Here is an 18,346-nt window from a genome sequence, read left to right on the forward strand (position 1 = left end):
TACCTCGGAGGGAATTGTTTCCGTGACCCGGCTGGGCCAAGCTTCCGTCATGACCGGCCATCCGACGCACACCGCGCCCGCCGAGGCGAAGACACCGCCCGCCTGCTTCGTGCCCGGCGCCGCGTGGACGGCGGGCCGGACCGGTGCCTGACGTCGGACCGCTGCTGAAGCACTGGCGCACCGCCCGGCGGCTGAGCCAGCTGGCGCTGGCCGCCGAGGCGGCCGTCTCCCTGCGGCACCTGAGCTTCCTCGAGACCGGACGCGCGAAGCCCAGCCGAGCGATGGTGCTGAAGCTCGCCGGCGTGCTCGACGTGCCCTTGCGGGACCGCAACACCCTGTTGCTCAGCGCCGGCTTCTCGCCCGAGTACGCGGAGTCCGACTTGGACGGTCCGGCCCTGGCGGCGGTGCGTGACGCGCTCGACGCCATCCTCGGGCAGCAGGAACCGTACCCGGCGCTGGTGATGGACCGGAGCTGGGACATCCGGCACACCAACGGCGCCGCGCGCCGGTTCTTCGCGTTCCTCCACAGTGGACGCACCGAGGAACCACCCGGACCGCCGAACGTGCTCCGCCGGATGTTCCACCCGGACGGCGTGCGGCCGCACGTGACGAACTGGCCGGAGGTCGCCGAGGCCCTCGCCGGGCGCGTGCGCCGGGAAGCGCTCGGCGGCGTGACCGACGAATGCGCCCAGCGGATCCTGGACGAGGTGCTGCACTACCCCGGGGTGCCGGCGAGCCTGCGGACCCTCGACGCGACCGGCCCGCTGCTGCCGATCGTCCCGATCCGCTACGCCCGCGACGGCCTGCGGTTCGACTTCTTCTCGACGGTGACGACCTTGGGCACACCCCAGGACGTGACGCTGCAGGAACTGCGCATCGAGTGCTTCCACCCGATGAACGACGAAACCCGGGAGAATGTCCGGAGTCGCGTGAGTGTGGGGACCGCCCACGACGACCGTCCCTGAGTCAGATCCCCCAGGGGCAGCCGGCGGCCGCGCGTTCCAGCTCGGTGACGCCGGCTTCCCGGCGTTCGCGCACGAGTTCGCCCGCGATCGAATACCGGGGCGCCGCCGCTTCCGCGCGGGCCGCGTGCTCGACGATGGCGTCGACCAGGGAGCTGACCATGGACAGGCGCGGGTGCCGCTCGTGGATCCGCTCGTGCCGGTCGGCGACGACGTGGGCGTTGCGGCCGAAGTCGATGCCCACCCCTTCGCGGGTCAGGTAGGCCAGCAGGCCGCGGCGTTCGGCGATGCCCGGCGACGTGTGCAGCGCGATCGCCTCCCAGACCCGGTCGACGTCGGACGCGGCGACGCCGTGGCTCGTCAGGAGTTCGGCGGCGAGCTCGGCGCCCTCGACCTCGAAGCGCGCCCGGTGCGGTGCCAGCGTGCTCACGCCGAGCCAGGGTCGGAATCGGTAGCCCGGACCAAAGGTCTTGAATGAGTCATTCAGGACCTCCGAAGACCTGAATGACTCATTCAAGACGTTCGCACTTGCCGCCGCGCTGTCAACGAACCTCGGACGCCCGACGCTAGGAACCGGCGACCGCGAGCGACAGTGGCACGCGGGCCGCTCATCGCTTGGATCGTGCCATGAAGCGGCGCAGCGTCACCGTGCTGGCCCTCCCGGGCGTGCTCGCCCTGGACGTCGGGATCCCGGTGCAGGTCTTCGGCTCGGACCCGCACTACGAGCTGACGGTGTGCGCCGGCCGGGGCCCGGTGCCGGTGGCGGGCGGCGGCCTGACGATCACCGCGGACGCCGGGCTCGAGGCCCTGGACGGTGCCGGCACCGTGATCGTCCCGGGCTACGCAGACATCGACGCGCCGCCGCCCGCCGAGGTGGTGGCGGCGTTGCGGGCCGCGCACGCCGGGGGCGCGCGGATCGTCTCGATCTGCACGGGCGCGTTCGCGCTCGCCGCCGTCGGCCTGCTCGACGGGCGGCCCGCGACCACGCACTGGCAGCGCACCGCCGACCTGCGCGCCCGCTATCCGCGCGTACGGGTGCTGCCCAACCGGCTCTACGTCGACGACGGCGACATCCTGACCTCGGCCGGCGTGACCGCCGGACTCGACCTGTGCCTGCACCTGATCCGCGGCGACGAAGGAGCCGCGGCGGCCAATTCCCGGGCGCGGGACCTCGTCGCCCCGCCACGGCGCGCCGGCGGCCAGGCGCAGTACATCGAGCGGCTTCGCCCGGCAGCGACGGGCGACGAGCTCGGCCCGCTGCGCGAGTGGATGCTCGGCGACCTCACGCGGCAGGTCGACGTCGACACGCTCGCCGCGCGCGTCCACCTGTCGCGCCGCACGTTCCTGCGGCGGTTCCGGGAGGAGACCGGAACGTCCCCGATGGCCTGGCTGACCAGTGCGCGCCTGGACCGGGCCCGCGAGCTGCCGGAGGCCACCGACGTCCCGGTGGAACACCTCGGCCGGCACACGGGACTGGGCAGCACCGCGACCGTGCGGGCGGCGTTCCACCGGCACCTCGGCACGTCACCCCGGGACTACCGGGCGCTGTTCCGCCACCGGAGCGAACCCGGACCCGGTGAGGCGGCCGGCGCTGAGCGCCATCCCCTCCGGGCTCGTACCATCGACAGTGGACTGATCCGGACGATGAGGACGGGTGCAGCCGGAGGAGGGGCCTTGGCAGAGGAGGGAGTCCGCGTCGTGCCCGCGACAGTGGACCGGTATGCGGTGCTGCGGGTGTCGGGCAGCCTGGACGCCGTCGGCGCCGCAGAGGCCGTCCCGGCGTTGTACGACGCTCTCGCCGCGGACGGCGCGGCGACGGCCGTGGTCGACCTGCGCGAGGTGGATGTGCTGTCCGCCCAAGGGGCTCGCGCCTTGGCGCGGTTCGTGGCCGAGGGCGGTGACCGCGTCCGGGTGGTCGTCCCGGCCGCCGGTGCGGTGGCGCGGGCTTGGGACATCGCGACCACCCACGCGTCGACCCCGCGGTTCTCCGATCTGGAAGCGGCACTGGGGCCGGGCGCCGCGGCGAGCATGCCGGAGGCGGACGAGGAGTGGGTGGCCCAGTTCGAGTCGCTGACCCGCACGTTGCTCGGCGACGCCACGGTCGCGGACGCGCTGCGGCACCTCGTCGAGGCCGCGGGCCGGGTCGTCGCGGGGGCCGATCTGGTCAGCATCACGCTGCTCGCGCCGGACGGGGTCTTCTTCACCCCGGCCGGCACCGGGCCGGTGGCCGCCGTGCTCGACCAGGTGCAGTACCGCAGTGGCCAGGGCCCGTGCGTGTCGGCCGCGGTCCCGGAGGGCCCGGGCTTCGTCTTCAGCGACGACCTGCGCGTCGAAGCGCGCTGGCCGTCCTTCGCGGCCGCGGCGGCGAGCCACGGGTACCGCGCGATCGTTTCGACCACGCTGCACGGTGGGGACGGTGCGGCCGCGGTGTCCGGTGCGCTGAACCTCTATTCGCGGCAACCCCGCGGTCTGACCGCCGCCGATCGGCACGCGGCGTTGCTCCTCGCCACGCACGCCTCGCTCGCCCTGGCCCATGCGCAGACGGCGGAGCTGGCCGAGCTCGAGCGCGTGCAGCTGCGCCGGGCGGTGAGCTCGCGCGACGTGATCGGGCAGGCGAAGGGCATCCTGATGAGCCGCCAGGGCATCACGGCGGACGAGGCGTTCGCGCTGCTGCGCCGGACGTCCCAGGATCTCAACGTGAAGCTGGTCGACCTGGCCACGAAACTCGCCACCCGCCACACCGATCTGGAGCCGCCCCGCTGACCGCGTGTCAGCCCGATTCGGCGGGCGACGTCCACGGCGTCAGCGACCGCAGCCAGTCGGCGCCGATGGCGAGGGTCGCCCAGACGACCTTGCCGTCGTACAGGTCGGGGGCGCTGCCCCAGGTCTGGGCCAGGTCGGCCACGAGGTGCAGGCCGAAGCCGCTCGGCTCCCCGGAGGGCTGGTGGCGCAGGACGGCCGGGCGCGGGTCGCCGTCGCGGACGGCGACGGTGAGCAGGCCGCAGCGCAGCTCCAGCCGCAGCTCGAACGGCGTGGCCCCGGCGTGGAAGATCGCGTTCTCGGCGAGCTCGGTGGCCACGTGGCACGCGTTGTCCGATTCCGCCGCGATTCCCCAGTTCTGGCAGGTGTCGTCGACGAACGCGCGTACCGCGGCCGAGCTCGCGCCGACCGGGGCGAACTCGGCGCGGACGATCCGCCGTCCGGGGTGCTGGACGGGGACGGCCGCGATGGCGTCGTCGACGGTGCGGTACACAGGCACGAACCGGCGCAGCGCGGAGCCGGCGAGGCGTTCGTAGCGGTCGGGGTCCGGCACCGCCAGGATGATGGGCACGCCCGGCCATTCGGTGACCCGGTTCCTGGCGGCGAGGAACACCGTGAGCGCGGATTCGGACGTGACCGCCAAGTCGGCGATGTCCGTGACCACGGCGCGAGGACCGTCGAGGGCGAGCTTGACCAGCCGGTCACGCAGCTCGGTGTAGGTCAGGGCGTCGAGGACGCCGGCCGGGCGGGCGATCAGGCAGTCCGCTCGCGCCTCGTGGGGCACGTCGATCTGGCTGCTCCGTGACATACCGTCTTTACCTCGGGATAGCCGATGGGTATCCGAAGTGCCTACCCCTCCGGTGGCTCGATAAACGGTGGGCCGCGATCGGGAGCCGTCAGGCCCGCATCAGGATGAAGTCGCCGTGGCCGCCGTAGCCGAGGACGTCTTCGGCGTACTGGGTGCCGTCGAAGGTGGGGAGCCACCACCGGCCGCCGATCCGCACCAGCATCGGGTGCGGGATGTTGGTGCCGTACGGCGCGTTCAGCGTGCCCAGCTTGCGCAGCCGCAGGTCGTAGACCGGGTACTCGCGGGCGTCGCCGTCGCTGGCGAACAGGTACCAGCGGCCGCCCACCCGTTGCAGGATGGTGCCTTCGGTCTGGCTGACCGACAGGTCCGCGCCCAGCAGCGCGAGGCCGTGGTCGTAGTCGGCGCCGCGGGGAGCGGCCGCCAGCGCGGGGTGGAACACGAACGCGGGTTGCTGGGCCGGGCTCTCCACGAACGCGATGTGCCAGCGGCCGTCGATCTTCGTCAGCGCCGGGTCCCACGAACTCACGGTCGTGGGCAGCGGAAGCTGCTCGGTGGGCAGGACGTGCACGCCCGAGAGCACGTCGGCGCGGGTGGTGGTGTGGCGCACGTGGACGCCGGTGAAGGCGAAGTCGCCCCAGGAGCTCATGAGCAGGATGAAGCGGTCGTGCTCGTCGTCGCGGACGATCTGGCCGGCGTGGTCGCCGAGCACGACGCCGTCGCGGGCGAAGAACAGCGTCGCCACCTGCTCCAGCTTCGTCGGGTCGGCGAGGTCCAGCGTCCACACCGCCCAGTGCGCCTGCTGGAAGAAGCCGAGCCCGGCGTTGGTCATGGTCAGGTAGAGCTTGCCGTGGCGGATGTACGGCCGGCCGTCGGCGTACTGCACGACGTGGGGGTCGCGGACGCCGGCCTGACCGTAGTACCCGGCCCGGACCCGGCCGAGCCGAGCCGGGCCGCGGCTGCCGTAGGCGTAGCCGAGCTTGCCCAGCACCGCGGGGTCGCGGAGGTCGATCCGGGCGCGGACCTGGTCGCGCTCGGTCAGCAGCGGCCGCCAGCCCGTCCCGGTGTCGGCCAGCACCGTGACCGCGTTCTCGTTGACCACCACGGCGAACCCGAACGTCGCGGGGAGGGCCGCCGGGGCGGTCTTGACGACGGTGGTGCCGCTCGGCGTGGTGATCTCGATGCCCGCTTGCTTCGCGACGGCGTCGTAGGTGCCGAGGACTGAAGTCGTGTCGCCGGCCAGCCCCGCGAAGACGGAAGCGGTTTCGCCGGACACTTCGACGGTGACCGTCCCGTAGGGCGCCTTCGGCCGTACGCCGGTCTTGACGAGCGTGCCGGGCCGGGCCCGGGTGTCGACCTGGACGAACTTCGGCGCGATCAGGTCGAACGGCCGGAACTGTTCCGCCACGCTGAACTTCAGGTCCAGCGGGCTTGTGCCGGACGCTTCGGCGGTGCCGCCGAACAAGCTCGCCGTCACGCCGGTCACCCCCAGCGCGGTGAGGGTGCGCAGCACGTCACGTCGATCGAAGTCGGTCACCGGTGACCTCCGGGGTGGGGAACGGCACGGCAGCCGACCCAGTTTGCAACGTGGCACACCCGGTGGCAAGAGCCGGCGGCACCCTCAGCCGGCGTTCCAGACGGCTTCCGCGCGGTGCACGAAGTCGGCGCGGCTGCCCGCGACGATCGCGCCGACCCGGGTGCGGTAGCAGTCCAGCACCGCCTCGAAGCCGGTGGCGTGCAGGAAGTCGCGCACGACGGGACGTTCGCCGGTCACCACCCGCAGGCGGTCGGCACCGGTGCTGTCGTGGGTGGCACGCACCTGCCGGACTCCGGCGACGGAGAGGAACGTCAGCTCGGACAGGTCCAGGACCAGCACCTCCGGCCGGGGTTCGCCGGCCAGGACCTGCGCGGTCGCCTGCGCGAGCTTGGGGGTCGTGCCCGCGTCGAGCTCGCCGGAGAGGGCGAGGACGACGACACCGGGTTCACCGCGCGTCCGGATCACCCGGAGGCGTTCGGGCTGGAAGGGATCGGCCACGGCCACCACGCTCCGCTCAGCGCTTCCCAGGCTCCGGCGCGGAGCCGTTCCGAAGTCGGCTACCCCGCAGCGCGGGCCGTCAACCCTCCGGACCCGACGGTCTCGCGGCGGAAGGCGCACCGAATGGCCCGCGGGGTTGACGCGGGCGGCACCCGGCCTGCTTCACTGGCGGAGTCGGGCCCGCTCCGCCGTGCGCCGCGCGACAGCCCGGCCCGCGATCTAGGGAGGACGTCGTGTCCTCGAAGAGCCCGTGGCAGGCGGCGGCGAAGATCCTCGTCGTCGGACGGGACGTCGTGCGCCCGGGCCTGCTGGTCGTCAGCGCGGCCGGGGAGATCGACGCCCTCTCCGTCCGGCTGCTTCAGCACGCGACCGAGCAGGACCTGGCCCCGGTCACGGTGGTGGACCTGTCCCGGGTGACCTTCCTCGCCGCGGCCGGCCTGCGGGCGCTGGCCCAGGCGGCGCAGCGCGCCCACGCCGGGCAGCGGCGGCTGTGCCTCGTCACCCCGCCTCACCCGGTGTCGGTCGTGCTGCTGACGTTCTGGAACGACGATCGCGTGGTCCTGTACCCCACGCTGGCCGAAGCGCTGCGGGCGAACCCGGGCTGAAAGCGGGGACCCGGCGGTATCGGCGCCGACGGGTGCCGGAGCACACTGTCCCCATGACGTCCCCGGGTACGGGCGAACGACTCGTGTACACGCTGGGGCGGGACCCGCTCCCGCCGCTCAGCGCGCTCCGGTGGTGGACCGCGCGGGCGCTGCCGCGGCTCGACGCCGATCACCTCTGGGCGGTGCAGCTGGTGGTCACCGAGCTGGCCACGAACGCCTACGAACATGGCGCCGGCCCGGTGACGATCGCCGCGTCCGCCACGTTCCTGCCGTGCTCGGCCCTGCTGGAGGTCCACGACGAGGGCGAAGCCGTTCCGGTGATCGGGTCCCCGGGCCCGGCCGTCGCCCGGGGGCGGGGACTCGTGCTGGTCGGCGACCTCGCCCGCGACTGGGGTGTGCGGCCCGCGGAACCCGGGAAGACGGTGTGGGCGCGCATCGACTGCGGCACCGGGACGCTCGCCGCCTGCGCGGTGCGCGACGAGCCGATCATGATGGACCCGGAGCCGTGCTGAACCGGCTCAGCCCGGGTCGGCGGCGTGCCGTTCGCTGGTGAGGACGGCCCAGACGACTTTGCCGCCGGACCACCGTGAGCTGCAGCCCCACGCTTGCGCCGAGCGCGCCACGATGTGCAGGCCCAGCCCGGCGGCGCCCGCTCGCGGCCGGGGGAACAACACGGCCGGGTGGGGGTCGTCGTCGAGCACGGCGATGGTCAGCCGCCCGCGCCTCAGGTCCAGCCGCAGGGTGGCCGTGGAGGTGGTGTGCTGGGCCGCGTTGGCCGCGAGCTCGCCGGCGACGAGGATGCCGTCGTAGACGAACTGCGGGACTTCCCACTGCGCACAGGCTTCGCGCACGGCGGCCCGCGCCACCGCGGACGCTTCGAGGCCGCGGGGGAGGATCAGTTCGGTCTGCTGCCGCGACGGTTTGCACAATGTGCGTTCGGCACTGCCGACGTCCTCGCCGATCGCGACCTGGCGGTGGATCCCCTGCTCCCGCAGCGCCCGGGTCCGGCTCGCGGCGCCGGCCAGCGCGAACGGGATCCCCGGCCAGGTTCCGAGCCGCCGGGCGACCAGCCCGAACACCCCGACCGGCGCGACCGCGTCGAGGTCGAGGCCGTCGATGCCGGCGATCACGGCTTCCGGTTCGTCCGCCGCGACCTCCAGGAGGCCGTCGCGCAGACGCCGGTAGCTGCCCAGGTGCAGCCCGCCGGTCACGGTGACCAGCGTGTAGAGCGGCTGTGACGCCACGTCGAGGTCGAGCGTGCCCAGCATCGTCTCTCCTCAGGCGAGCAGCAGTGCCGTTCCGGCCCTGTCCACGCTAGGACCACGGCGCCGAATCCGGTAGGTCGCTCACTCCGAAAATCGAACGCCACACAGTTGCGTCGCACAAACGTCGCCGAGAGCGGAGCAGCTCCGACGCCGGTCAGGACGATTGCGGTACGCAAGTCAGCGTGGGTTTGCCGATCAAGGCGCCGGGTATCCGGAAACGTAATCGAGTCCCAGGAGGTCTTCGCGGTGGCGCAGCGTGACGGAATCAGCGAACCGTGGGGGACCAGGACGCCCTACGGGCCGGGAGACCCGTGGCCGGCTCGCGTGGACACCCGGCTCGCCGAGGGGCTGAGCCCCGGCGACGTCGACCGCTGGGTCCGCAGCGCCGCCGTGCTGCACTCCAACGGCGACGGGCTGGACATCGCGGTCTCCGGCGGCCGGATCGCCGGCGTCCGCGGCCGCGCCGACGACCGCGTCAACCGCGGGCGCCTCGACCCGAAGGACCTCTTCGCCTGGCAGGCCAACTCCGCGCCGGACCGGCTGACCACGCCGCTGGTGCGCAAGCACGGTGAACTCACCGAAGCGAGCTGGGACGAGGCGATGGACCTGATCGTCCGGCACAGCAAGGACCTGCTCGACGAGCGGGGACCCGGCGCGCTCGGTTTCTACACCAGCGGCCAGCTGTTCGCCGAGGAGTACTACACCATCGCCGCGATCGCCCGCGGCGGACTCGGCACGAACCACCTCGACGGCAACACCCGGCTCTGCACGGCGACCGCGGCCGCCGCCCTCAAGGAGTCCTTCGGCTGCGACGGCCAGCCGGCGTCCTACACCGACGTCGACCACGCCGACGTCATCGCGCTCTTCGGGCACAACGCGGCCGAAACGCAGGCTGTGCTGTGGTCGCGGATGCTCGACCGGCTCGCCGGGCCGAACCCGCCGGCGCTGCTGTGCGTCGACCCGCGCGAGACCCCGGTCGCCCGCGCGGCGACGCTGCACCTCGCGCCGCTGCCGGGGACCAACGTCGCGCTGATGAACGGGCTCCTGCACGAGATCGTCGAGCAGGGGTGGGTCGACCGCGAGTACGTCGAGCGCTGCACGGTCGGCTACGACGACCTCGCGGCGACGGTCGCGGACTACCCGCCCGAGCGCGTCGCGGAGATCTGCGGTCTCGACGCCGGCGAGATCCGGGAAGCCGCCCGGCTGCTCGGCACGGCCTCCCGGCTGTTGTGCACGGTCCTGCAGGGCTTCTACCAGTCGAACCAGGCGTCCGCGGCCGCCGTGCAGGTCAACAACCTCGTGCTGCTGCGCGGCATGCTGGGCAAGCCGGGCGCCGGCGTGCTGCAGATGAACGGCCAGCCCACCGCGGAGAACACCCGCGAGTGCGGTGCCGACGGCGACCTGACCGGCTTCCGGAACTGGGCCAACGACTCGCACGTCGCGGAGCTGGCTTCGCTGTGGAACGTCGACGTCGGCAAGATCCCGCACTACGGGCCGCCGACGCACCTGATGCAGATGCTGCGCTACGCCGAAACCGGCACCCTGCGGTTCCTCTGGGTGTCGGCCACCAACCCGGCCGTCTCGCTGCCCGAGCTGTCCCGGATCCGGTCCATTTTGGACTCTTCGCGGCTGTTCCTGGTGGTGCAGGACGCCTTCCGCACGGAGACCGCGGAGTTCGCCGACGTGGTGCTGCCCGCGGCGCTCTGGGGCGAGAAGACCGGCACGTTCACCAACGCCGACCGCACGGTGCACCTGTCGGAGAAGGCGGTCGAGCCACCCGGGCAGGCGCGTCCCGACCTCGACATCTTCCTGGACTACGCGCGGCGGATGGACTTCCGGGGCAACGACGGTGAACCGTTCCCGCAGTGGCACGACGCCGAAACCGCCTTCGACGCCTGGAAACGCGCGTCGGCCGGGCGGCCGTGCGACTACAGCGGCCTGAGTTACGCCAAGCTGCGGGAGGTCAGCGGCGTCCAGTGGCCGTGCACGGCCGACCGTCCGGACGGGACCGAACGGCTCTACACCGACGGGAAGTTCTTCGCCCGACCCGATTACTGCGAAAGTTACGGCCGCGACCTGGTCACCGGGGCGCCGTTCGAACCGGACGAGTACCGGGCGATGAACCCGGACGGCAAGGCCATGCTCAAGGCCGCCGGTTACGTCGCGCCGCACGAAACGCCGGACGGGGACCACCCGTTCTTCCTGATCAATGGCCGGACCCTCTACCACTTCCACACCCGCACGAAGACCGGCCGGACCCCGGAGCTGCAGGCGGCGGCGCCGGAGGTGTGGCTGCAGGTGTCCGAACGGGACGCGGCCGCCGCCGGGCTCGCCGAGGGCGACCTCGCGGAGGTCTCGACGCCGCGCGGTGCGGTGCGGGCGCGCGTCCGGCTCGGCGGCATCCGCGACGGCGTGCTGTTCCTGCCGTTCCACTACGGCTACTGGGACGTCGGCCACCCGGCCGGCAAGGACGGCGACCGCGCGGCCAACGAGCTGACCTTCACCGACTGGGACCCGGTCTCCAAGCAGCCGCTCTTCAAGACGGCCGCGGCGGCGTTGCGCAAGATCGGTCCGGTCGCCCCGCCGGCCGGGGAGCCGGTGCCCGCGATGGTCGACGAGGAGGTCGTCCGATGAAGCTCGACCTAGTCCTGCGTGAGCTGCATCGCGCGGAGAAAGCGCTGGCCCGGGACCTGCTGAAGACGTCCGACCGCCACCACGCGGAGCACGAGGTCCACCACCTCGCCCGCGACCTGTCGGAGTGGTCGGCGGGGCACGTCCGCGAGATCGCCCGCGCCGGGCGGGCCCACGGCCTGGACCTCGACGAGGACGTTCCAGGGCCGGGCCCCCTGGCACCGCTGCGGACGGCGCTGTCCGAGCTGGGCGCCCGCCGCCCGGAGCCGGGTGTCGTCCTGCTGGCGGACCTGCGCCGCCTGCACCGCCGGGCGGCCGGCGTGTCGCTCGACTGGGAGCTGCTCGCCCAGGGTGCGCAGGCCGCGAAGGACTCCGGGTTGCTGGAGCTGGCCGGCCGTTGTCATCCGCGGACCCTGCGTCAGCTGAAGTGGACCAACGCCATGCTGAAGGTGCTCTCGCCGCAGATCCTGACCAGCTAGCGTCCGCGTTCGTTGACACGCGGCGCGAGTGCAAACGTCTTGAATGAGTCATTCAGGACCTCCGAAGACCTGAATGACTCATTCAAGACGTTTGGTCCGGGCTACCGAGTCGCCCGATTCGGACGACATGACCGGGCAGTCGGTGATGATCGACGGCGGGATCCAGTTCGCCTGACCGGGACTTCGAGGGCCCGCCACCGGACGAGCCGGTGGCGGGCGGCGGGTCAGCTGTCTTCGGCCTGCGCGCTGATGGTGGTGAAGGTGCTGAGCGTGCCGAGGCCGTCTTTCCGGGCGTGGCGGCCGGCGAGAGCTTCGGCGCGGGCGGTGGCCGGAGGCGCGACGCGGCCGAGCACCGGCGGGCCGATCGGGTCGTCCGGAAGCACGTGCTGATCCATGGGATTCCTCTCCGGAGGGCGGTGCGGACGTCACCCTCACGCCCCAGCCCCCGGATCGGTTGAGCTCAGCGGGTGTTCCGGTCCCAGATCACCACCGGCGGCGCGTCCGGGTAGTCGGCGTCGTGGGCGTAGACCTTGCCGACCTTCGGGTTGTGCCGCAGGATCGGGAACTCGTCCATGTCGAAGACGTTGTTGGGCCGGCGTGAGCCCAGCTCGTCGCCCTGGTTCGCCCAGCCGCTCGACTTGCCCGGCGTATTCGGCAGGGCGATGTGCACATCACCCTCCGCGTTGTGCGCCAGTGCCTTCGACGCGTCCTTCCAGACCTTCTCGCCATTCGGGTGGTTGTCGGAGAACTTGGGCATCTCGACGTCGTTGTCCTTCAGGAGGCCTTCGAGCGTGTTGCCGCCGTTCTTCTTCGCCATGTCGATGGCCGGGTTCTCGATCGAGCCGTGGTACTTCGTCTCCGTCGTGTACTTGCCGGTGGCGGGGTCCTCGAAGGGGTTGTCCGCCGGCGAGCCGTCCGCCTTCTTGCCGTACACCGGCGTGTTCGAGAACTCCGAGTCCTTGATGTGGCCGCCCGACCAGAACCACGACTTGTCCTTGCCCGGCGCCATCATCTCGTCCCACTTCTTCGAGAACTTGGCGTACTGCTCGTCGGTCATGTTGTGCGGCCGGATCTTGCCGTCCGGGTCGCGGAACTCGCCCAGGCCGTCCGGCTTCTTGGCCCCCGGCGGCAGCTTCGCCGCGTCGCCGCCGCCCGCCGGGTTGTCCGGGGCCTTCGACCCGCCCGTCTTGCCGCACGGGCTGCCGACCAGCCCGAGCGGGTCGCTCTGCAGGTGCGGCTGCGCCACGTAGCCCACCGGGTCGGGCGCCGCGGCCAGGCCGAGCGGGTCCTGGCTCAGGTACCGCCCCGTCCGCGGGTCGTAGTAGCGGTAGACGTTGTAGTGCAACCCGGTCTCGGCGTCGCGGTACTGACCCGGGAAGGCCAGCGGCATCGGCGCGGTGCCCGTCGTCGACGGCAGCAGCTCACCCCAGAAGCTCGTGCGCGCCTGCCAGTCGAGGGTGCCGCCCGCGCCGACGAGCTCGGTCGGCGTGCCGGCGGGCGACGTGACCACCGTGTGGAACCGCACCTCGGAGCCTCGCTGCTCGACCTGGACCACCGGCCTGCCGTCGTCGGGATGACGCTCCCAGGTCAACACCCGCGAGTGCCCGTCGTCGGTCAGCTCGATCTCTTCGACGAGCTCGGCGCCGCTCCAGACGAACCACGTCTCGGCCGTCTGCCGCGGTGCGCCGTCGTCGCCGAGCACCCAGCGCCGCTTGGCGAACCGCCGCCCGAGCGGGTCGTAGAGGTAGGTCCAGAAGGAGTCGTCCGGAGCGATGACGGTGATCAGCCGGTCCAGCTCGTCCCAGACGAAGCGCCATTCCTCGCGCCCCCGCACGCGGCCGGTCACCCGGCCCTGCGGGTCGTGGGCGTACTGCGTCCCGGCCGCTTCCAGGAGCGTGTTGCCGCGGTACGCGCGCGGTCCGGCCGACGACGGCGTGACGGCCGAAGTGAGCGCGCCGGCCGCGTCGTAGGCGAAGCGTTCGACGCCTTCGGGTGCGTGCACCTCCGTGACCCGGCCGGCCTGGTCGAACCCGAACCGGACCGGCAGCGCGTCGTCGATCGCGACGAGCCGGCCGTCCGGCGAATACGTGTGCGTGCGCCGGCCCAGGCCGGTGATCTCCTGGTCCGTGAGCCGGTCTTCGGCGTCGAAAGCCTGGCGCAGGACCTCCGCGCCGTCGACCGTCCGGCGGATCTCGCGGCCGGCTTCGTCGTACTCGAACGCGATTTCGTGGCCGGCGACGCGAAGCGACGTCGCGAGATCGCCGTCGTAACGCCATTCACTGTCCACACCGGACACCGTGGTGCGGTGGACACCCGCGGCGTCGTAGGTCCAGCGCAGGCCGACTCCGTTCAGGGTTTCTTCGCGCACACGCCCGCGCTCGTCGCGCACGACCTGCAGGACCGAGTCGGCGTTGACGGCGTACTCGAGCTGCCCCAGCGCGTCGTAGGCGTACCCGGTCACGCCGGTGGCCGTGCGGCGTTCGACGACGTTGCCGAGCGGGTCGTACTGGTACTCGGTGACTTCGCCGAGGCCGTTGGTCATCCGGCGCAGCTGGCCGGCCTCGTCGTAGGCGTAGGTCAGCCGTCGCCCGTCGAAGTCGGTCTCCTCGATCAGCCGCCCGGCGGGATCGTAGGTGTAGTGCCACGTCAGGCCGCGCGGGTTGGTCACGGCGACGAGGCGCAGCTCGGCGTCGTAGCGGTAGGCCGTGCGCGCGCCGGTGGCGTCGAACTCCTCGGTCGGCAAGCCGAACGGGCCGTACGTGCGCCGGGTCGTCCGCCCGGCGGCGTCCCGGTGCTCGACGACGCGGCCTTCGCCGTCGTGGCGCCAGCTCTCCCGCTCACCCCGCGGGCCGATCCGCCAGGAGCGCTGTCCTTCGGCCGTCCAGCCCAGCCGGGCCGCGCCGCCGGACGCGGTGTGCACCAGCCGGGGCCGGCCGAACGGGTCGCGGTCGCCCGGCCGCGCCGCCGCGGTGATCACCGGTTCGTCGCCGAAGGAGTCCGTCCGGCCGTCGACGCGCAACCGGGTGGAGACCCCCGGGAGGGCGGCGTAGGGATCGGTCGCCGGCGCGACGGTCCGCGCGTCTCCCGCCCGCAGTTCCACCTCTCCGCTCGCGGTCGGTGCCAGCCGCACGACGGAACCGTCCGGCCGGGTCACCGTCGCCAGTGCGCCGTTTTCGTAGCCGTAGAAAGTGATTCGGCCCAGTTCGTCCGACTGCGACAGCAGGTCGTCGTAGCGGGTCCACGAGTACCGGCGGGTGTGCCCGAGCGGGTCGGTCCGCTCGACGAGCTGGCCGGCCTCGTTCATCCGGTAAGTCCAGGTGTGGCCCAGCGCGTCGGTGTGCCGGGTGGTCCGGGCCTCGGTGTCGTAGGCGAACGTGCCGTTGAGGTAGCGCTCGGCACCGACGCTGCGGACGCAGCGGCCCTCGGCGTCGTAGACGTAGCGGTACCAGGTGCCGGCGCGGTCCTGCCAGCCGACGATCCGGTCGTCGACGTCGTAGTCGAGGTTCACCGGGCGCCCGGTGAAGCCGGCGATCTGGGTCAGCTGGCCGAGCCGGTTGTAGCCGTACCGGACGACCGGCGCGCCGCCCGGCACGCCGAGCGCGGCGATCCGGCCCGAACCTGATCCGACACCGCCGGCTTCGACGCTGATCTCGGTGCCGTCGTCGCGGCGCAGCAGCCGCGGGGCGCCGCTCCCGTCGAGTTCGATCGTGGTGCGGGAGCCGCCCTGCTCGATCAGCGTCAGCGGCAGCACCCGGCCGCGCCCGTCCGCGAAGACCAGGTCGCGGGGGCCAGCGGACAGCCGGTAGCCACCGGTGGTCCGGCGCAGCGGGTGCCGCGGCCCTTCGATCGGCAGCACGGCCCGGTCGTCGGCCGGCAGCGGGTAGACGAGGATCATGCCGTCCTCGGCGAAGAACCGGACGCGGTCGCGGCCGACCTCCAGCCGCTGGTCCAAAGTGGACGCCCACGAGCGGCCGAACCACCGGCCCCCGCGGTAGGACGACAAGTGCGTGCGGGACAGCACCAGGTCGCCCGCGTCGCCCGGCAGGGTCAGGTCGACCTGGGTCAGCACGACTTCGCCGGTGGCGACGTCCACGGGGTCGGAGACGCAGACCTTCTTGTCGTCCGGCACCGCGCGGTCACGCGGACTGTCGGCCTGGGGGTCGCCTTTCGGCTTGCCTCCGCCGTCGGGGCCGCCCTTCGGGGTGCCGCCGGGCGGGTCGGCCTTCGGCGGGGCGTCGGCCGGTGGGTCGCTCTTCGGCGGCGGATCGGTCTTGGGCGGCGGGTCGGATTTCGGTGGCGGGTCGCCCTTCGCGCCCGACGTGGTGGTGCTGTCGTCGCCCTTCGGGGGCGGGTCGGTCTTGGGCGGCGGCGCGTCGGCGCCGCCCTTGCCGTTCGGCCCGTCGAGGCCCTTGGGGTTGCCCTTGATGTCGGCGTGCTTCGGCGGCGGCGCGGCCTTGCCCGGTTTGATGTTCTTCAACGCCTTCGCCGCGTCACCGAACAGATCACCGGCCCGCTTGAGCAGCGGCATCAGCGCTTGCAGCGCTTTGACGAGGCGTTTGGTGAGGCCGGCGATCTTCGACGCGGTCTTCGCGACGGCGGTGATCACCTGCGGGACGACCCAGGTCATCCCGATCCCGAGAGTGAACACGACCTGCAGCGCCCAGCTGATCAGGTGCCCGATCAGCTCGGCGATGATGTCCCGCACCAGCGCCCGCACCGCGGCGACGACCTCACCGGCGGTCTTGACTCCGCTGGACGCGCCTTCGCAGCCCTTCTGCGCGGTTTCCAGCAGGGTGACGGTGTCCTGCGCGCGCTGCCGGTAGGTGTCGGCGGCGGTGCCGGTCCACGACGAGATGTCCGTCTTGACCATGCCGGTCAGGTCCTGGCCGACGCTGCCCAGCTCGGTGGCGACGTTCTTCCAGGTTTCGGCTTGGGCGGCGATCTCGTCGGCGTTGCCGGTGAGGCCGTTGAGGGCTTCCTTCAACGGTCCGACGTGCTCGATCAGCCACCCGACCCCGGCAGCGAGGATCGCCCCGAACGGGTCCATCGCCATCGAGAGGGCGTCCAGGGCAGTGCCGACGGCGCCCATCGCGACGGATGCCCAGTCGCCGCTCTCGATCGCGGACTTCAGATCGGCCGCGGACTCCAGCAGCGAGATGCCCGAGTACGCCTTGGTGGAGTCCTTGGTCTCCGCGACCAGCGGGTTGCCCACTTCGCGACCTTCCTGACGTCCCGGCAAACTCTTATCAAACTTTCAAGCAAGCCTGGCCGAAAAGTAGCAGTGAAGGGTTGCGCGAAGAGTCGGCTGCCCGAAAATCCGGCGTTTCCTGTGCCGAGGGGGCAACTCAGCCTTGGGCGGGGTGGGCGTCGTGGAAGAAGCCGCCGGTGGGGCCGTCGGCGGGCAGGGTCGCAGCCCAGGCGGCGGCGGGTGCGGTTTCGGCGAGGGAGACGTTGTCGGTGGAGGTCCCCGCATGGGGCGGCTGTCGTGGAAGTAGCCGCCGGTGGATCTGTCGCCGGGCAGGGTCGCGGCGCAGCTGGCGCCGGTTGCGGTTTCGGCGGCGGGGCTACCTCACCGCACGGGGTGGCCGTCGAGGAAGAAGCCGCCGGTGGGGCCGTCGGCGGGTAGGGTCGCGGCCCACACGACGCCGAGTGCGGCCTCCGCGGGCGAACGATCGTCGGCGTCATCCCCGCGCTCCGGGTGGGTGGCGACCGAACCCGGATCCACCGCATTGACCAGGATGCCCGTGTCGCGAAGCTCGGCGGCCAGCGATGCCGTCAGCGCGTTGAGGGCGTACTTGGCCAGTGAATAGCCGGGCGACCGGACACTCTGCGCCAAGCCGCTGATCTGAGCGACGGCCGCGCTGGAGACGTTGACGATCCGGCCGGCCGGGGCGGCTCGCAGCAGCGGCAGGCACGCCTGGACCAGGGCCCAGGCGCCGAGGACGTCGACCGCGTAGGCGGTGCGGGCCTCGGCCAGGTCCACGTCGAGCACGGACGTCGTGGTGAAGTCGGGCATGGCGGCGGCGTTGTTGACCAGCGCGTCGAGCCGGCCGGTGGTCGATCGGACGTACTCGGCGCAGGCCGCGGCGTCCGCCGGGTCCGTGACGTCGAGCCGCACCGCGTCGGCGGAGAGTCCTTCGGCGACGAGCTTCTCGGCCAGCGCACGCGTCCGGTCGAGGTCCCGGCCGGCGAGAACCGCGTGGTAGCCGCGGGTGGCCAGCTCACGGGCGACGGCAAACCCGAGTCCTTGCGGACGGCTCGCGCCGGTGACGAGGACGACCTGAGTTTCGTTAATGGCTCATACTGTAGGGACTCCCTACAATTGTGCCAACCCGCTTTTTCCGCCTAGGATCGCCGGATGACCGATCGCCGCCCCCGAGCGCTGCTGCGCTGGCCCACGTACGTGATGGGGAACCTGCACCGCAGCGGCGTCGCGCGGATCGACCAGGCGCTGGCCGGGACCGGGGTGGCCCTGCGCGACTACTACGTCCTCGTCTGCGTCGGCGAGTTCGGCCCGCTGGCCCAGCAGCGCGTCGCCGACCGGCTCGGCCTGGACCGCAGCGACCTGGTGAAGGTGCTCGACCGTCTCGAGGCCGCGGGCCTGGTGCTCCGGGAACGCGACACCGAGGACCGGCGCCGGCACGTCCTCACCCTCACCGAGGCCGGCCGGGCGGCGGTCGCGAAGGTCGAGGAGGTGTCGGCCGCGGTCACCGGCGAACTGCTCTCCGAGCTGAGCCTCGATGAACAGGAAACCCTGCACCGGTTGCTGCTCAAGGCTTTCGGAGAGCCGCCCGCCTGACGCGC

The 18,346-nt window shown here is 72.4% G+C and carries 15 protein-coding genes; 7 read left to right on the forward strand and 8 right to left on the reverse strand.

Annotated elements, in window-relative coordinates; all coding sequences use genetic code 11:
* Positions 1-143 precede the first annotated feature (143 nt).
* Positions 144-965, forward strand: coding sequence for a helix-turn-helix transcriptional regulator (locus AB0M59_RS03455; protein WP_364607835.1), 822 nt, complete (start codon positions 144-146; stop codon positions 963-965).
* A gap of 1 nt (position 966) precedes the next feature.
* Here the strand turns inward: AB0M59_RS03455 and AB0M59_RS03460 are convergent, their stop codons facing one another.
* On the reverse strand, positions 967-1,392 hold the full coding sequence (locus AB0M59_RS03460; RefSeq protein ID WP_364607838.1) for a hypothetical protein: 426 nt from the start codon (positions 1,390-1,392) through the stop codon (positions 967-969).
* A gap of 197 nt (positions 1,393-1,589) precedes the next feature.
* On the opposite strand from AB0M59_RS03460, the gene AB0M59_RS03465 reads away from it, so the two are divergent.
* Positions 1,590-3,725, forward strand: coding sequence for an ANTAR domain-containing protein (locus AB0M59_RS03465; RefSeq protein ID WP_364607841.1), 2,136 nt, complete (start codon positions 1,590-1,592; stop codon positions 3,723-3,725).
* A 7-nt stretch (positions 3,726-3,732) separates the two neighbouring features.
* On the opposite strand, the gene AB0M59_RS03470 is transcribed toward AB0M59_RS03465, so the two are convergent.
* From AB0M59_RS03470 to AB0M59_RS03480, 3 genes are all read right to left on the reverse strand, one after another.
* Entirely contained in the window at positions 3,733-4,530 is a 798-nt protein-coding gene (locus tag AB0M59_RS03470) for an STAS domain-containing protein (protein ID WP_364607844.1), read from the reverse strand.
* An 88-nt stretch (positions 4,531-4,618) separates the two neighbouring features.
* A complete protein-coding gene (locus AB0M59_RS03475) occupies positions 4,619-6,064 on the reverse strand; it encodes a hypothetical protein (RefSeq protein WP_364607847.1) in 1,446 nt (481 codons plus the stop codon).
* Between the two features lie 84 nt (positions 6,065-6,148).
* Positions 6,149-6,562: an STAS domain-containing protein gene (locus tag AB0M59_RS03480; protein WP_364607850.1), complete on the reverse strand. Its 414-nt coding sequence runs from the start codon at positions 6,560-6,562 to the stop codon at positions 6,149-6,151.
* Between the two features lie 233 nt (positions 6,563-6,795).
* Between AB0M59_RS03480 and AB0M59_RS03485 the strand changes: the two genes are divergently transcribed.
* Positions 6,796-7,167 carry an STAS domain-containing protein gene (locus AB0M59_RS03485; protein WP_364607853.1) on the forward strand — a complete coding sequence of 124 codons (372 nt, stop codon included), beginning with the start codon at positions 6,796-6,798 and terminating at the stop codon, positions 7,165-7,167.
* Positions 7,168-7,220: 53 nt separating this feature from the next.
* Positions 7,221-7,679, forward strand: a complete 459-nt coding sequence (locus AB0M59_RS03490; RefSeq protein ID WP_364607856.1) for an ATP-binding protein — start codon at positions 7,221-7,223, stop codon at positions 7,677-7,679.
* A 6-nt stretch (positions 7,680-7,685) separates the two neighbouring features.
* Here AB0M59_RS03490 and AB0M59_RS03495 read toward each other — a convergent pair whose 3' ends face one another.
* The gene (locus AB0M59_RS03495; protein WP_364607859.1) at positions 7,686-8,435 is read right to left on the reverse strand and encodes an ATP-binding protein; all 750 of its coding nucleotides are present in this window, start codon (positions 8,433-8,435) and stop codon (positions 7,686-7,688) included.
* Between the two features lie 243 nt (positions 8,436-8,678).
* Between AB0M59_RS03495 and AB0M59_RS03500 the strand changes: the two genes are divergently transcribed.
* Both AB0M59_RS03500 and AB0M59_RS03505 read left to right on the forward strand, forming a co-directional pair.
* Positions 8,679-11,066: a molybdopterin-dependent oxidoreductase gene (locus AB0M59_RS03500; protein WP_364607862.1), complete on the forward strand. Its 2,388-nt coding sequence runs from the start codon at positions 8,679-8,681 to the stop codon at positions 11,064-11,066.
* A complete protein-coding gene (locus AB0M59_RS03505) occupies positions 11,063-11,542 on the forward strand; it encodes a hypothetical protein (RefSeq protein WP_364607865.1) in 480 nt (159 codons plus the stop codon). Before AB0M59_RS03500 ends, AB0M59_RS03505 begins: the two co-directional genes overlap by 4 nt.
* Positions 11,543-11,766: 224 nt before the next feature.
* On the opposite strand, the gene AB0M59_RS03510 is transcribed toward AB0M59_RS03505, so the two are convergent.
* The 3 genes from AB0M59_RS03510 to AB0M59_RS03520 all read right to left on the reverse strand — a co-directional run bounded on the left by AB0M59_RS03510 (position 11,767) and on the right by AB0M59_RS03520 (position 17,837).
* Positions 11,767-11,937 carry a hypothetical protein gene (locus AB0M59_RS03510; RefSeq protein ID WP_364607868.1) on the reverse strand — a complete coding sequence of 57 codons (171 nt, stop codon included), beginning with the start codon at positions 11,935-11,937 and terminating at the stop codon, positions 11,767-11,769.
* A 65-nt stretch (positions 11,938-12,002) separates the two neighbouring features.
* Positions 12,003-16,754 (reverse strand): DUF6531 domain-containing protein, encoded by a 4,752-nt coding sequence (locus tag AB0M59_RS03515; protein ID WP_364607871.1) that lies wholly within the window; start codon positions 16,752-16,754, stop codon positions 12,003-12,005.
* Positions 16,755-17,111: 357 nt separating this feature from the next.
* On the reverse strand, positions 17,112-17,837 hold the full coding sequence (locus AB0M59_RS03520) for an SDR family NAD(P)-dependent oxidoreductase (protein ID WP_364608497.1): 726 nt from the start codon (positions 17,835-17,837) through the stop codon (positions 17,112-17,114).
* Positions 17,838-17,900: 63 nt separating this feature from the next.
* Here AB0M59_RS03520 and AB0M59_RS03525 point away from each other — a divergent pair, with 63 nt between their 5' ends.
* Positions 17,901-18,341, forward strand: a complete 441-nt coding sequence (locus AB0M59_RS03525; protein WP_364607874.1) for a MarR family transcriptional regulator — start codon at positions 17,901-17,903, stop codon at positions 18,339-18,341.
* The last annotated feature ends 5 nt before the right edge of the window (positions 18,342-18,346 follow it).

The sequence above is a fragment of the Amycolatopsis sp. NPDC051371 genome (assembly GCF_040682155.1).
In the GTDB taxonomy this organism is placed as follows: Bacteria; Actinomycetota; Actinomycetes; order Mycobacteriales; family Pseudonocardiaceae; genus Amycolatopsis.

Bases quoted from the DNA above. Each gene is read 5' to 3' on its own strand.
- AB0M59_RS03465 (WP_364607841.1), top strand. From the start codon at position 1,590: ATGAAGCGGCGCAGCGTCACCGTGCTGGCCCTCCCGGGCGTGCTCGCC.
- AB0M59_RS03470 (WP_364607844.1), bottom strand. From the start codon at position 4,530: ATGTCACGGAGCAGCCAGATCGACGTGCCCCACGAGGCGCGAGCGGAC.
- AB0M59_RS03490 (WP_364607856.1), top strand. From the start codon at position 7,221: ATGACGTCCCCGGGTACGGGCGAACGACTCGTGTACACGCTGGGGCGG.
- AB0M59_RS03495 (WP_364607859.1), bottom strand. From the start codon at position 8,435: ATGCTGGGCACGCTCGACCTCGACGTGGCGTCACAGCCGCTCTACACG.
- AB0M59_RS03505 (WP_364607865.1), top strand. From the start codon at position 11,063: ATGAAGCTCGACCTAGTCCTGCGTGAGCTGCATCGCGCGGAGAAAGCG.
- AB0M59_RS03510 (WP_364607868.1), bottom strand. From the start codon at position 11,937: ATGGATCAGCACGTGCTTCCGGACGACCCGATCGGCCCGCCGGTGCTC.
- AB0M59_RS03525 (WP_364607874.1), top strand. From the start codon at position 17,901: ATGACCGATCGCCGCCCCCGAGCGCTGCTGCGCTGGCCCACGTACGTG.